Here is a 14724-nt window from a genome sequence, read left to right on the forward strand (position 1 = left end):
TATAGCGAAGCCGGCTTAAGTCAAACTGAACGGGCCGAAGCCGCCTCGATGATGGGGACGAATTTGGCCGCCGAAAGGCTGGCTCCGCCCACCAAAGCGCCATCGACATTATCGACGGCAAAAATGGTTTCCGCATTGTCGCCATTCACCGATCCGCCATAAAGGATGCGGACCTTGTCGGCACATTCGGCGCCCAGGCTTTCGGAAAGCGCGCCGCGAAGCGCCGAATGCATTTCGCCAATCTCCTCGGGACCGGCGACCTTGCCGGTACCGATCGCCCAGATGGGTTCGTAAGCGATGGCGAGCCGATTGGGATCGGGATCGGCGGGAAGCGAGGCCTTGAGCTGGCTTGTCACGCGTTCGACGGCATTGCCGGCCTCGCGCACGTCAAGGCTTTCGCCCACGCACAGGATGACGTGGAGGCCTCCTGACAGTGCCGCAGCGGCACGGGCGGCGATGTCCCCGTCACTCTGCCCGCAGGCTTCGCGCCGTTCGCTATGCCCGACAATGGTGAGCGCCCCGCCGGCGTCCTTGATCATATCGACCGAGATCTCGCCGGTATGCGCGCCGCCTTTTTCGGGATGCACATCCTGTCCCCCGATATCGAAGCCCGGAGCCGCGGCCGCGGCACGGTGGAGGAGCGTGGCGGGCATGCACAAGGCGGTGTCGACGCGGCGGTTCTTTTCCGCGGCCATCGAAATCATGGTCACTTCGCCAAGATCGGCGCCCAGCCCATGCATTTTCCAGTTTCCGGCTACCAGCATCCGCCGTGCCATGGCCCACTTCCCCCTTCAGATGTGTGTCGGAAGCGGGGCGGGTAGCAATTTAGCTGGCCGACGCCAAGGGCACCCCATTGAACTTGGCGGAATGCGACCTTAAAGCAACGGCTCACTCTATTCGCTGACAAGAGATATCACGCATGCTGTCGTCTGTTCGCAACCTGTCGAAATCGACAGTCGGGACCATCGGGCTGGTCATTTTCCTTCTCCTGGTGCTGGCTTCCTTCGCCCTCGCCGACCTCTCGAATATCCGGCAGAACGGGTTCGGTCTGGGCAGCGACACGCTTGCCGAAGCCGACGGGCGGGCGGTCACCGAGCGCGACTTTTCCGACATCATGCAGCAGCAGTTGGCCATCGTGCGGCAGAGCCAGCCCGATGCGACCATGGCCGATCTCGAAGGCCAGTTCGATGCCATCCTCAGCCAGCTGATCGGCTTCAAGGCGCTGGCCGCCTTTGCCGACAATCATGGCTTCGGCCTTTCCAAGGCGCTGGTCGATGCCGAGATCGCGCAGATCCCGGGCGTCGAAGGTCTCGATGGCCGTTTCACCACCGAAAGCTACCAGGCCTATCTCCAGTCGCGGCAGATGACCGACGCGCAATTCCGCAGCCTCGTCGAAGCCGAGCTTTACCAGCGGCTGCTGATCATGCCCGCGACCAGCGAAATGCGCATCCCCAGCAGCTTTGCCACCCCTTATGCGGCGAGCCTTCTCGAACAGCGCAGCGGCCGGATTGCGACGCTTGCTGCGGACAATTTCGCGTCCGGCGTCGAAGTGACCGACAAGGCCATCACCCAATATTATCGCGACAATGCGGCCCGCTACACCATTCCCGAACGGCGCGTCGTCCGCTTCGCTCGCCTCACGCCCGACCGCTTCGCCGACGTGAAGCCCAGCCAGGCGGAAATCGAGGAAGCGATGGCGAATGGCGGAGCGACCGGATCGCAGGAAATCCGCGTCATCAGCCAGGCGGTCCTTCCGACCGAGGCCGCAGCCCGTGAAGTCGCGCAGGCAGCGCGGCGCGGCAGCTTTGTCGATGCCGTCGTGCCCAAGGGCTTCAGCGCCGCCGACGTGTCGGTCGGCCCGCAAAGCCGCGAGGAGTTCACCCAGCTCGCCGGTCGTGAAGTGGCCAATGCGGTGTTCGCACGCTCCGTGGGCGAAGGCTCGATCGTCGGGCCGGTGCGCTCGCAATTCGGCTGGCACGTGGTTCGCGTCGAAGACATCGAGAATGAGGATGGCCGCAGCGAAGCCGACCTCCGCGCCGAAGTCACCCGCCAGCTGACCGAGCGCAAGCGGCAGGAAGCCCTTTTCGATCTCGCCAGCGAAGTCGAGAACGGCCTCGTCAGCGGCGCGAGCTTCACCGAAGCCGCTCAGGCCGCGGGCCTGGACATCATCGAAACTCCGCCGATCACTGCAGCCGGCAAGGCGCGGGACGGTAGCAGCTACAGCGTTCCCGAGGACCTGATTCCTGCCCTTCCCTCGGCATTTGCCCTCCAGACCGACGATACGCCGGTTCTCGAGCCGCTCGGCGAAGGCAAGGGCTATGTCATGGTGGGCGTGACCGACATCATCGAAGCGGCCCCCGCGCCACTTGCCGATATCCGCGACCAGGTGCGTTCCGATTATGTGAAGGCCAAGGCCAACGAGCGCGCCCGCGCCGCAGCGCAGAAGATCCAGGAACGGCTGAAGAAGGGCGAAGCCTTTGCCGCAGCCGTGCGCGCGGTAGCCGCCGAAGCCAAGGTCAGCCTGCCCGCACCTGAAAATGTCAGCCTGCAGCGCCTGGCCCTCAGCCAGTTCCAGGGCAATGTTCCTGCACCCATCGACATGCTGTTCCGCCTGCGCCTGGGTGACAGCCGCATGGCCGCCGCGCCCAACCAGTCGGGGGTCTTCGTGGTCAAGCTGGACAAGGTGGTACCGGGCGACACCGGCAATCAGCCGGGGTTGGTGACGCAACTCGCCAATGAGTTCCGGCCCGCGATGACCAACGAGCTTGCCCAGCAGTTCACCAATTCGATCATCCGTGACGTGGGCGTCACCCGTAACGATGAGGCAATCGCGGCGGCCAAGGCGCGGCTGCTTGGCAACAATTGATCCTGGTCCTCGATAATCACGACAGCTTTACCTTCACGCTGGTCGATTATCTGAAGCAGCTGGGCGCCGGGGTCGAAGTCTTCCGCAATGATGCGCTCACCGTCGAACAGGCGCTGGCAAGGGGGGCTTCGGGCATCCTCGTCTCGCCGGGTCCCGGCCATCCCGCCGATGCCGGGATCAGCGTCGCGCTTGCCGCGGCGGCGGTCGAGCGGTCGATCCCCTATTGCGGCATTTGCCTCGGTCACCAAGCTCTGGGACTTGCCTGCGGGTCCATGGTCGCCCGCGTGTCTCCCCGCCACGGCAAGATCAGCGCGGTGCGCCATGACGGCAGCGGCATGTTCCAAGGATTGCCCTCGCCCTTTGCCGCGACGCGCTATCATTCTCTGGCGGTGCCCGACCCGGTTGCCCCTCTCGTCGCCAATGCCTGGAGCGATGATGGCCTGGTAATGGCGATGCGGCATCGCGATGCGCCTGCCCACGGGATCCAGTTTCACCCGGAAAGCATCGCCAGCGAACATGGTCTCGCGCTGCTTCGCGGTTTCACTCGGCTCTGCGCTACGGAAAGCGCTTGACGCGGAACGGGATGTTGCCTAATCGTTCTCCATTCGTTCCTAAGAACGGGGAGGCCCGATGCTTACGCCCAAACAACATGAATTGCTCCAATTCATCCATCAACGCCTGAAGGAAACCGGCATTTCGCCCAGTTTCGACGAGATGCGAGAGGCCTTGGACCTCAAGTCCAAGTCGGGTGTGCATCGCCTGATCAGCGCGCTCGAGGAACGCAAGTTCATCCGCCGCCTGCCCAACCGGGCCCGTGCGCTCGAAGTGGTGAAGCTTCCGGAAGGCGTCGACGAAGGCAAGGCTGCGGCCAAGACGGCTCCGGTGGTTCCCGCCGCGGCCAATGACGTCGTGGAAATCCCCATGCATGGCCGGATCGCGGCTGGCACGCCGATCGAGGCGTTGCAGGGCAATGAAGGCTTTGCGGTTCCCGCTGCCCTTCTAGGCCCCGGCGAACATTATGCACTCGAAGTGTCGGGCGATTCGATGGTCGAGGAAGGCATTCTCGATGGCGATTTTGCCTTGATCCGCCGGGTGGACAGCGCCCGCGACGGCGAAATCGTCGTCGCGCTGGTCGATAATGAGGAAGCCACGCTCAAGACCTACCATCGCGAAGGCGCCACGGTGCGGCTCGATCCCGCCAACCCGTCCTACGAGCCGCAGCGATATGAAGAAGCGCGGGTCCGCATCCAGGGTCGCCTGGCGGGTATCATCCGCCGTTACTGATCCTTGCGCCTGTCGGCGCCCGCTCTCCAGGGATGGGCGCCGACACGGTCGCGAACGCTCTTGATGCGCGGCGTGCGCTCGAAATAGATGGCGAGGCCGCCGCCCTCCTCCAGTGCCAGTCGGTCGAGCTTGAGCCAGCGCGGCGTGCCGGCCCGTGGCTTACGCCGCTCCGCGACAACGATATCGGCTGCCGCACATGCGTGGATCAAATCGCCACCAGCGGCTCGACCTGCTCGACCTCGGCACGACCCACTCGGCCCTCACCCAGATCAGCGACAATCCCAGGGCGGCCAGCAGGCCCATCCAGTTCAACGCCCGGCCCAGCCGGTCGCCAAGTACGAACCCGCTTGCCAGGATCGCTCCCGCGACCAGCAGGAAGATCATCCAGACCTGTGGTTCCGGCAAGGCAAACCAGGCAGCGATACCCGCGCCAAAGGACACAACCGCCCACAGGGGCAGCTGGGCTCGCTCGGCCTCGAGCGCGGCATTCACTGGCCGACCGAGCCGCCGCCACTGGTTGTTGAAATTCGGCCTTTCATCCAGTAACGGCGCGGCAGCGTCCGTCTTGGAGGCGCTGACCATATCCAACCAGCCTTACGAGAGGATCAGGCGCGTGAGCGCAAGCACCAAACAGGTCGTCACCCGGTTCGCGCCTTCCCCGACCGGATTCCTGCACATCGGCGGCGCACGCACCGCCCTGTTCAACTATCTTCTCGCCCGGGCGTCGGGGGGCAAATATCTCGTGCGCATCGAGGATACCGACAAGAAGCGGTCCACTCCCGAGGCGATCGAGGCGATCCATGACGGGCTCGAATGGCTGGGCCTGCTCGGCGACGAGCCGCCCGTTTTCCAGTCGCAGCGCAGCGAGCGTCACGTCGAGGTCGCCGAAGAACTGTTGGCGAAGGGCCATGCCTATCGCTGTTATCTTACCAGCGAGGAACTGCAGGCCCGGCGCGAAAAGGCACAGGCCGAAAAGCGCCCCTTCCGTATCAATTCCGAATGGCGCGACTGCACGCCGGGGCCCGAGCAGGAGGGCCAGCCCTTCGTCGTGCGCCTCAAGACCCCCAACGAGGGCGAAACCGTCATCGAGGACAAGGTGCAGGGCCGGATCGCGGTCCAGAATGAGGAAGTGGACGATTTCATCCTGCTTCGTTCGGACGGCACACCCACTTATATGCTTGCGGTGGTGGTCGACGACCATGACATGGGCGTGACCCACATCGTGCGCGGCGATGATCATCTCAACAACGCCTTCCGTCAGCTGCCGCTCATCCGCGCGATGGGCTGGGACGAGCCTGTCTACGCTCATGTGCCGCTGATCCACGGGTCGGATGGAGCGAAGCTTTCCAAGCGGCACGGCGCCCTGGGCGTCGACAGCTACCGCGACGAAATGGGCCTCCTTCCCGAAGCGGTGTTCAACTATCTCCTGCGGCTTGGCTGGGGCCATGGCGATGACGAGATCATCAGCCGTGAACAGGCAATCGAATGGTTCGGCCTGGACGGCATCGGGAAAAGCCCGTCGCGCTTCGACATGAAGAAGCTTCTGAACCTCAACGGCCATTACATCCGCGAGGCCGACGACGAGCGGCTTGCCGACCTCGTCCTCGACAAGATGCCCGAAGGCGCCGTCCGCGATCTCCTGGTCCGCGCCATGCCCGAATTGAAGGCCCGGGCCCGCGACCTCAATGAGCTGGCCGTAGGCGCGCAATTCCTCTTCAAGACCCGCCCCCTCGCAATGACCGAGAAAGCGCAAGGCCTTCTCGATGCAGACGCGCGGCAGCTTCTCGCCTGTGCCCATGCATCCTTTTCGGCTGTTCCGGATTGGACAATCGAGGCCGTCGAAGATGCGACAAGGAAGGTTGCGGAAGAAGCCGAGGTTAAGCTAGGGAAACTCGCCCAGCCGCTGCGCGCGGCCCTGACGGGCAGCAATACATCGCCGGGCATCTTCGACGTGCTCGTCCTGCTTGGACGCGACGAAGCCCTCGCCCGCATTGCCGATCAAATGGTGGAGCCGAATTGATGACCGAAAAGACTGCGACCCTTTCGACCGACGGGAATGAATATGACCTGCCCGTCCTGCCCGGTTCGGTAGGGCCCGAGGTCGTCGACATCCGCAAGCTTTACGGCCAGTCGGGCAAGTTCACCTACGACCCCGGTTTCACCTCGACCGCCAGCTGCCAGAGCGCGATCACCTATATCGACGGCGGCGAAGGCGTGCTTCTGCATCGCGGCTATCCGATCGACCAACTGGCCGAACATTCGACCTTCATGGAAGTCGCTTATCTGCTGCTCCACGGCGATCTTCCCAAGAAGAATGAACTCGACAAGTTCAGCAAGACCATCACCTACCACACGATGGTCCATGAACAGCTGGTTCATTTCTTCCGCGGATTCCGCCGCGACGCCCATCCGATGAGCGTGATGTGCGGCGTGGTGGGTGCCTTGTCGGCCTTCTATCATGACTCCACCGACATCACCGACCCGACCCAGCGGCTGATCGCATCGCACCGCCTGATCGCGAAGATGCCGACCATCGCCGCGATGGCGCACAAATATTCGCTGGGCCAGCCCTTCCTCTATCCGCAGAACGATCTCAGCTACACCGGCAACTTTCTGCGGATGACCTTCGGTGTTCCGGCGGAACCCTATGAAGTGAACCCCGTCATCGAACGGGCGATGGACCGGATCTTCATCCTCCATGCCGACCATGAACAGAATGCCTCGACGTCGACCGTGCGTCTTGCAGGTTCGTCGGGTGCCAACCCCTTCGCCTGCATCGCGGCGGGCATCGCCTGTCTCTGGGGTCCGGCACATGGCGGCGCCAACGAAGCCGCGCTCAACATGCTGCGCGAAATCGGCGATGTGAAAAACATCAAGACCTATGTCGAGCGCGCCAAGGACAAGAACGACCCGTTCCGCCTGATGGGCTTCGGGCATCGCGTGTACAAGAATTACGATCCGCGTGCGAAGGTGATGCAGCAGACCGCCGAGGAAGTCCTCAAGGAACTCAACCTCACCGATCCGGTCCTCGATGTCGCTCGCGAACTCGAACATATCGCGCTCAACGACGATTATTTCGTCGAGAAGAAGCTCTATCCGAACGTCGATTTCTATTCGGGCATTATCCTCAACGCGATCGGCTTCCCCACCGAGATGTTCACGGCGCTGTTCGCGCTGGCCCGCACCACCGGCTGGGTCGCACAGTGGAACGAGATGATCTCGGACCCCGAGCAGAAGATCGGCCGTCCGCGCCAGCTCTATGTCGGCGCGACGCAGCGGGATTATGTCCCGATGGACGAACGGTAGGAAAGCCTATCCGGCGGCAGGCAGCGTCAGCGTGAAGCAGGCGCCCTGCCCCGGCGGACTTTCCAGCGTGATGTCCCCGCCATTGTCGCGGGCAAGGCGAAGCGCGATCGCCAGACCGAGGCCCTTGCCTCCGTCATCATCGTCATGGGCACGTTCGTAAGCCTCGAAAATCCGTTCCTGATCCCAGGGCGCGATGCCCGGCCCGTCGTCGGTCACCGAGATGGCGCCCTTACCGGCCTCTTTCGGGAATTCGATACAAATCCGCGAATTTTCGGGTGTGTGTCGCACAGCATTGCTGAGAATGTTGACGAGGATCTGGAGAATGGCGCTCTTGCTGCCTTTCACCCGCACCTCATTCTGTCCGGGCGCGAACGACAGATCGACCTTCTTGGCGTCCGCCTTGGACTGCAGCAGGCTGCACGCCTCGAGGCCCAATTTGCGAAGATCGGCCGTTTCCTCTTCGGGAGCCATTCCGATCCGTGCGCCCATCGAGCGTATAACCGACAGGAGATGCCGCCCCGCAGCGGCGATATCGGCTCCATAAGTGGCATAATCGGATTGTAGCGGGCCATCGGCCTCGCCCGCGATCCCGTCGGCCGCGGCGATGATGCGATCGACCGGGGAGCGCAAGGCATCGTCGATACCGTCGGGCTCTTCGCCGTTCGCGGAAGCCGCAGCACTTTTCGGGCCCGCCCAGGGCTCGACGGCGAGCCGGACGAGATCGTCATCCTTTTCGGCGGTGATCCACAAGCTCTGGCCATCGACTTTGGCTTCGCGCGTGACCGGCATATCGAGCCGGCGCGCCAGCTTGACCACGTCGGCGACCTCGGGAAGCGCGAGCTTTCCGCCAACACGGCCGCCCTTCGCTTTTTGCAGGTCGGCAAGCGGCGGATCAGCCGCGATCAGATGGTCCGCGCCATCGACGATCGCGCGAAGCATCGACGCCTTCTGCACATCGGCTATATCGCTGGTCGAACCGGCGGTGATGGGCCATTCTCCATTCATAGGTCGCAAGCTTAACCCATGGATGGTTAACGCAGGGTCAATCGCTGCGAAAGCGTTGTGCGATAATCAGTGACGCTCCGGCATAGCCCATCAGGACGATCAGACCCGCCGCCCAGGCTCCCGCGATGGCGAAAGGCAGCAGAAGGAGAATCGCAGGGCGTCGGTCGAACAGCCAAAGGGAGAAGCGCGCGCCTCGTCGAAGGGGTCGCAACGCTTCGGCGATCACCGCCTGCGCGAGCGCGGTGGCCGCGATTCCCCAGCCATCGAGCGGCAAGCGCCATGCGGCAAGGGCCGCCAGCAGCACCGCAGACAAGGGCCATTGGAGCCGGTCGCGCCAATCGTCGGGTGCGATCGGCTTGAGCCGCAGGGCCGCGACTCTCCGGGCCACAAGATCGAAGGGCAAGCCCAGCAGAAGCAGGACGATTGCCGCCAGGCCGTGCCCGAAGAAGAAAGCGACGATCGCGGCAATCGTCAGGAAATGCCCGCCGAACATGATCGTGGCGGGCCGGACATGGCTCGACGCCAGCCAGCGGGTTAGCGCGTCCTCGACCGGAGGAAGCAGGTAGCGCGTGACCCAATCGGTCCGCGCACCGCGCGATTCGGCGAGCAGACGACGCGAATAGCCCTCCCCATCGGCCGCAGAGGCAACCCAGAGGGGACCTTTGCCCTCTTCCGTCGCCGACGGAATGAACAGGCATCCGGCCTGCACCATCCGGCGCAGCAGTGTCGATGGCAGGTCCCAGTCGCCGAGCATCGCGGCAGTCGCACCGATTTCCCGACCTTCGACGATGGAAAGGCCCGCCCAGCGCCGCTCGAGATCGATCCGTTCATAGGGTTCGTGCCGTTCATCGTCGGGCACCGTTACAACGGCAGTCTCCTCGGCGCGGATCATGGCATCGAGATCGTTCATGTCGGGCACCACGCCGTCCGCCATCACGATAACCAGGGTCTCGGGCTCGAAGCGGGCGGCGGCATCCTCGGCACCTTCGGCCAGGACGATGTTCAGCCCCTCCCCCCGCAGGCGGTCGGCCAACGTAACGAGAGTGCGCGGAGGCGTATCGACGAGGAGGACGAGCGGCGATGCGCCCTGCGCCGCGGCGCAGCGCAACTGCATCTCGACAAGGGGACGTCCCGCGATCGGCAACAATGCGCGCAGACCACCCTTGTCCTCTTCCTCATAGGCACCGATCAGCGCTGCCAGCGCCATGCCCCGACCCTCCCTTTGTCCATTTCCAATTCATGGCGGAGGCGCTTTCCCATTTCCAGCCAAAGATGCTTTCCAGCAGCCCGAAAATAGGTAAACTCGCCATTATGACTGCATCCCGCCCGCAACCGCTCTCGCCTGACCTCCCCTCTCCGGCCGACGACCCGGACAGCCAGCAAGGCGTGGAAGGTTTCGACCATTATCAATGGGAAGAGGCGGCGGAGACCGAGGCTCCTGCCGACGCGGGCGGACGGGCAGTGCTGAGCTGGGCGCTCGCGCTCCTCGCGATTGGCTGGACTGGCTATGCCAGCTGGTCGGCGGGACGGGCGCTGATCGGTGCGCCGCTGACCACCCCTGCCATCGCGCAATGGGTCGCGGTCGTCGCCGCGCCGCTGGCGATGCTGGCTCTGGCCTGGCTGATGTTCGGGCGCACGAGGCGCCGCGAAGCCGAAAAATTCACCCGCTCGGTGATCAGCATGAAGGCCGAGGCGCGCGCGCTCGAGGACCAGCTGTCCTCGCTGGTGCGTCGCATCGACGACAGCCGCACCGCGCTGGCCGGAATGACCAGCGAGCTGGACGGCATGGCAAGTGAAGCCGCCGAGCGGATCGCGGGCGCCAGCCAGTCGATCGCGCAGGATACCGCCCGAATGGCCGAACATGGCGCGCGGTTCGACCGCAGCGCCGCCGCGGCGCGCGCCGACATGGAAACGCTGCTCAGCCAGCTTCCCGAAGCCGATCAACATGCTGCATCCTTGAGCGAAAAGCTCCAGCAGGCCGGCAGCACGGCTTCGGACCAGACCAGCCAGTTGGCCGATGCCATCGAGCGCATCGCCGAAGCCTCGGCAAAAGCCGAGCAGGAAGTGTCCGCCGCGAGCGATTCGCTGGCCGAACGGCTCGGCGCTATTGACGAAACCAGCGGTAAGGCCGGCACGATGGTCGACGAGGCACGGAGCAAGGTAGATGACCTGCTCGCCGCAGCTGCGGAGGCGCTCGGCGAAGTGCGCGGCGGGATCGATGCGCAGGCCGCCGCCGTCTCCGCGCTCGTCGCCCAGGCGCAGGCCGGTCTGGCCAATTCGGGGAGCGAAGCCGCAGCATTGCTCGGCGAACAGATCGGCCGGGCCGAAGAGAAGCTCGCGCGCTTCTCCGAACGCGTCGCCGCTCAGGACGCCGCCACGCAATCGATGCTGGGTGATTTCAGGCATGGGATCGACGATCTGGACCAGCGCTTTGCCGGCCTTGCCGAAAGTGGCGACCAGCGGGCCGGCGCGATGCGCGAGGCGCTGGCGAATGTTCGCGAAGAACTCGCCCGGATCGAGGAAGCCGCGCAGGAACAGGACAATGGCCTGCTCGCAATGAGCGAGCGGACGACTGGCCTTCATGAACAGGTCGCAAGGCTGGCGGCGCAGGTTCGCGAACAGCTCTCGACCGCTCTCGGCGAAGCCGACGACAAGGCCGGATCGCTCGTTGCGGTCGCGAACGAACTCACGCCCAGCATCGAAGCGATGCGCCAGGAAGCGGAACAGGCCAGCCAGCGCTTGTCCGAAAGTGCCGAGACCATCGAAACCAGCCACCAGCGGCTCGGCGAGCTCATGGCGGGTGTCGACGGCGGTGTCGGCATGGCGCAGCGTCGTCTCGACGAACTGAAGGCGATGATTGCCGAGGTCGGCGGCGAAAGTGAAAAGCTGACCAGCGAAACCGGTCCTGCCCTCGTCGAAGCGCTGCTACGTGTGCGCGAGGCTGCCAGCCATGCCGCCGAACGGGCTCGCGAAGCCATTTCCGCCGCCATTCCGCAAAGTGCGGGCGAGCTCAGCGAAGCCGCGCGCGAGGCGCTCGAACGCGCCGTCCGCGAAGGTGTCGAGGAGCAGCTGCGCGGCGTCGATGCGCTGGCTGCCCGTGCGGTCGAGGCCGCGCGCGGCGCCACCGACAAGCTCGCGGCACAGATGCTCTCGCTCGGTCAGACCGCGGGTGCGCTCGAGGCTTATATGAACGAGATCGAGGCCGACGAGCGTGGCGCGCAGAGCGAGGAGTTCGCCCGCCGCACCGCTTACCTCATGGAATCGATGCATTCGGCAGCGATCGACGTCGAGAAGATCCTGTCCGACGATGTCGACGAGAAGAGCTGGGCCGCCTATCTCAAGGGCGAACGCGGCGTCTTCACACGCAAGGCCGTCAAACTTCTCTCCTCTTCGGAAGCGCGGGCACTGGGCCAGCATTATTCCGACGATGCCGAATTCCAGGACGCGGTGAACCGCTATGTGCAGGATTTCGAGGCGATGCTCCGCCGCGTTCTCGCCGAGCGCGACGGCGACGTCATGGCGGTGACGCTGATGGGGTCGGACATGGGCAAGCTTTACGCTGCCCTTTCGCAGGTCGTTTCGCGGCGCGGCTAGTTGTAGAAGTCGAGCTGGTCGGCGGTGATCCAGCCAAATTCATAATTGGCGACGTAAAGCAGGGTCAGCAGGATCGCGATCCCGCCTGCCTTGAGCAGATGCCGCTTGAGGTCGAACTTGTGAGGCGCGCTGTCGGCCTGGCCGGGCACCTTTGGCGCGCCGACCTCCTCATCGGTGCGCACCCCGAACGGGAGCATCAGGAAGGCCGTGGCCACCCAGAACAGGAAATAGATCGCAATGATCGACCCTATCTGCACGGCGCGATCATCACCTCGACCACCGGCTTCTTGCCGGTCCACAGCGTGGCGCAGCGTCGCACCGCGAGCCGCACTTTCTCGCGCGCCTTCTCGGGATCGATCCCGCCGTCCCAGGCCTTGCCCGCGGCATCGGCACAATCGGCCAGAAAATCGTCGCGATCGGCTTCCACCGGAACGCCCAGTGCACTGACGCAAACTTCGCCGGCAAGGCGGTTGTCCCCATCGACCGGCACTGCCACGGCGATGGCGCCATTATAGCCGATCTTGCGCCGCTGGTTCATCGTCGCGCCATCGGCAGGCAGGATGATGTCGCCGTCGAGGACGAGCCGCCCGGTGCGCACCCGGTCGACGATCGCGGGATCGCCGGGAGCCAGGCGCACGACATCGCCATTCTGCTGGAAGATGGCGTGCGGAATACCGCATTTGCGGCCCAGTCGGGCATGTTCGCGCATGTGGCGGTTCTCGCCATGCACGGGGATAAGCACGTCGGGGCGGATCCACTCATACATCTGCTTGAGCTCGGGACGGCCCGGATGACCCGAGACATGCACATGGAACTGCTTCTCGGTGATCATGTGGACGCCAAGGTCCGACAGGGCATTCATGATCCGCCCGATCGCGATCTCGTTGCCGGGGATCTGCTTGGAGGAGAAGATCACCGTATCGCCTTCGACCAGCTTCAGTTCATGCTGGCCATGCGCGATGCGATTGAGCGCGGCGCGCGGTTCGCCCTGCCCGCCGGTCGCGATAATCATGACCTGCGAGCGCGGCAACTGCATGGCCTCGTCAAAACGCACCGTCTCGGGAAAATCGAGCAGATAGCCGGTCGACTGCGCGGTTCGGATGATGCGATCGAGGCTACGGCCCGCGACGACCAGCTGCCGACCCGTTTCGCGGGCAATTCGCCCGAGCGTTTCGAGGCGAGCGGCGTTGGAAGCGAAGGTGGTCACGAGAACACGGCCCGTGGCCCCCTGGACCGCCTGCAAAAGGCCGTCATGCACGCCTTCCTCGCTGCCCGAGGGATGCTTGTCGAAGACGTTGGTCGAGTCGCACACAAGCGCGCGAACGCCTTCGTCGCCGATCCTGCGCATTGCCTCGTCGCCCGTCGGGGTGCCGAGGACCGGGGTCTCGTCGATCTTCCAGTCGCCCGTATGAAAGATCTTCCCGTGCGGCGTATCGATGAGGACGCCATTGCCCTCGGGGATCGAGTGCGACAGCGCGACGAAGCGGATGTTGAAGGGATGAAGGTCGATGCCACCGTCGCGCTCGATCGTCTTGACCTTGACCTGCCCGGTCAGCCCTTCCTGCTCGAGCTTTTCGCGGATCAAGCCCGCGGTAAAGGGCGTCGCGTAGAGCGGCACTTTCAATTCGTCCGCCAGATAGGGAATCGCCCCGATATGGTCCTCATGGCCGTGAGTCAGCACGATCCCCACCAGTTCCTCCTGGCGGTCTTCGATGAATTCGAGGTCGGGCAGGATGAGATCTACGCCCGGATAATAGGGATCGGCAAAAGTGAGGCCCAGATCGACCATCAGCCACTTGCCACGACAGCCGTAAAGATTGACGTTCATGCCAATCTCGCCCGAACCGCCGAGCGCACAGAAGAGAAGCTCGTCGCCGGGGGTCATTGGCTCTCCGCCTGCCGGTGCAGCATGATCAATCCCTTGATGGTCAATTCAAAATCGACATGGTCGAACAATCCGTCACGCTCCATGAACAAGGCGGCGAGCCCTCCGGTTGCAATCACCGTGACGGGACGGCCGATTTCGCGGCGGGTCCGTTCGAGCAGCCCTTCGATCATCGCGACATAGCCCCAATAGACGCCAATGAGCATCTGGCTTTGGGTGGTGGTTCCGATCACGCTGTCGTTATCAGGCTCCTCGATGGCGATGCGCGGAAGCTTGGCGGTATTGCCCACCAATGCATCGAGACTGAGGTTGATCCCGGGCGCGATGACGCCGCCCTTGTAGGCACCGCTGAAGTCGCAGACGTCGAAGGTCGTCGCGGTACCGAAATCCACGATGATGAGGTCGCCTTCATGCGCGGCATGGGCCGCAACGAGGTTGAGGCCCCGGTCCGCGCCCAGGCTGTCGGGCTCGGGCACATCGAGGCTCATCGGCCAGGCCGCCTTGCCATGCCCCGCGACCAGCGGTTGGACTTCGAAATAGCGCCTCGCCAGCGTCGAAAGATTGTGAAGCGCGCGGGGCACCACGGTGCCGATGATGACCGCGTCGATTGCCTTGAAGTCGAGGCCTTCAAGGCCGAGCAACTGCTGAAGCCAGACCGCATATTCGTCGGCGGTCCGGCGGGGGTCGGTGGCGATGCGCCAGCGCGCCTTGATCTCGTCCCCGTCGCAAAGGGCAAAGACGATATTGGTATTTCCGGCATCAATGGCGAGCAGCATGACCCCTC

At 64.1% G+C, this 14724-nt stretch carries 13 protein-coding genes; 6 read left to right on the forward strand and 7 right to left on the reverse strand.

The genetic code is table 11. The features are described 5' to 3' along the window. Positions 1–20: 20 nt before the first annotated feature. Complete coding sequence (tpiA, locus tag FHS50_RS04480; RefSeq protein ID WP_183933167.1) at positions 21–776, reverse strand: triose-phosphate isomerase; 756 nt, start codon at positions 774–776, stop codon at positions 21–23. Positions 777–919: 143 nt separating this feature from the next. Between tpiA and FHS50_RS04485 the strand changes: the two genes are divergently transcribed. Genes FHS50_RS04485 through lexA form a run of 3 tightly spaced genes read left to right on the forward strand, consistent with a single transcriptional unit; the run spans position 920 to position 4150 of the window. Then, positions 920–2866, forward strand: a complete 1947-nt coding sequence (locus FHS50_RS04485; protein ID WP_183933168.1) for a peptidylprolyl isomerase — start codon at positions 920–922, stop codon at positions 2864–2866. Beyond that, entirely contained in the window at positions 2863–3438 is a 576-nt protein-coding gene (locus FHS50_RS04490; protein ID WP_183933169.1) for an anthranilate synthase component II, read from the forward strand. Before FHS50_RS04485 ends, FHS50_RS04490 begins: the two co-directional genes overlap by 4 nt. A gap of 58 nt (positions 3439–3496) precedes the next feature. Further along, positions 3497–4150 (forward strand): transcriptional repressor LexA, encoded by a 654-nt coding sequence (gene lexA, locus FHS50_RS04495; RefSeq protein ID WP_183933170.1) that lies wholly within the window; start codon positions 3497–3499, stop codon positions 4148–4150. A gap of 159 nt (positions 4151–4309) precedes the next feature. On the opposite strand, the gene FHS50_RS04500 is transcribed toward lexA, so the two are convergent. Further along, on the reverse strand, positions 4310–4732 hold the full coding sequence (locus FHS50_RS04500; protein ID WP_183933171.1) for a hypothetical protein: 423 nt from the start codon (positions 4730–4732) through the stop codon (positions 4310–4312). Between the two features lie 31 nt (positions 4733–4763). Here FHS50_RS04500 and gltX point away from each other — a divergent pair, with 31 nt between their 5' ends. After that, positions 4764–6170, forward strand: coding sequence for a glutamate--tRNA ligase (gltX, locus tag FHS50_RS04505; protein WP_183933172.1), 1407 nt, complete (start codon positions 4764–4766; stop codon positions 6168–6170). Further along, positions 6170–7456, forward strand: coding sequence for a citrate synthase (locus tag FHS50_RS04510; RefSeq protein ID WP_183933173.1), 1287 nt, complete (start codon positions 6170–6172; stop codon positions 7454–7456). Before gltX ends, FHS50_RS04510 begins: the two co-directional genes overlap by 1 nt. A gap of 6 nt (positions 7457–7462) precedes the next feature. On the opposite strand, the gene FHS50_RS04515 is transcribed toward FHS50_RS04510, so the two are convergent. Continuing rightward, positions 7463–8461 (reverse strand): sensor histidine kinase, encoded by a 999-nt coding sequence (locus FHS50_RS04515; RefSeq protein ID WP_183933174.1) that lies wholly within the window; start codon positions 8459–8461, stop codon positions 7463–7465. Positions 8462–8498: 37 nt separating this feature from the next. Then, complete coding sequence (locus FHS50_RS04520) at positions 8499–9668, reverse strand: hypothetical protein (protein ID WP_183933175.1); 1170 nt, start codon at positions 9666–9668, stop codon at positions 8499–8501. Positions 9669–9772: 104 nt separating this feature from the next. On the opposite strand from FHS50_RS04520, the gene FHS50_RS04525 reads away from it, so the two are divergent. Continuing rightward, positions 9773–12055 (forward strand): coiled-coil domain-containing protein, encoded by a 2283-nt coding sequence (locus tag FHS50_RS04525; RefSeq protein ID WP_183933176.1) that lies wholly within the window; start codon positions 9773–9775, stop codon positions 12053–12055. Here the strand turns inward: FHS50_RS04525 and FHS50_RS10665 are convergent. The 3 genes from FHS50_RS10665 to FHS50_RS04540 are packed head-to-tail and all read right to left on the reverse strand — an operon-like array spanning position 12052 to position 14716. Continuing rightward, positions 12052–12312, reverse strand: a complete 261-nt coding sequence (locus FHS50_RS10665; RefSeq protein ID WP_183933177.1) for a DUF1467 family protein — start codon at positions 12310–12312, stop codon at positions 12052–12054. The genes FHS50_RS04525 and FHS50_RS10665 overlap by 4 nt on opposite strands. After that, positions 12303–13940: a ribonuclease J gene (locus FHS50_RS04535; RefSeq protein ID WP_183933178.1), complete on the reverse strand. Its 1638-nt coding sequence runs from the start codon at positions 13938–13940 to the stop codon at positions 12303–12305. The genes FHS50_RS10665 and FHS50_RS04535 overlap by 10 nt, the downstream gene beginning before the upstream one ends. Beyond that, complete coding sequence (locus tag FHS50_RS04540) at positions 13937–14716, reverse strand: type III pantothenate kinase (RefSeq protein ID WP_183933179.1); 780 nt, start codon at positions 14714–14716, stop codon at positions 13937–13939. Before FHS50_RS04540 ends, FHS50_RS04535 begins: the two co-directional genes overlap by 4 nt. Positions 14717–14724: the final 8 nt, after the last annotated feature.

This window comes from Sphingomicrobium lutaoense, from assembly GCF_014195685.1.
GTDB classification, from domain to species: Bacteria; Pseudomonadota; Alphaproteobacteria; order Sphingomonadales; family Sphingomonadaceae; genus Sphingomicrobium; species Sphingomicrobium lutaoense.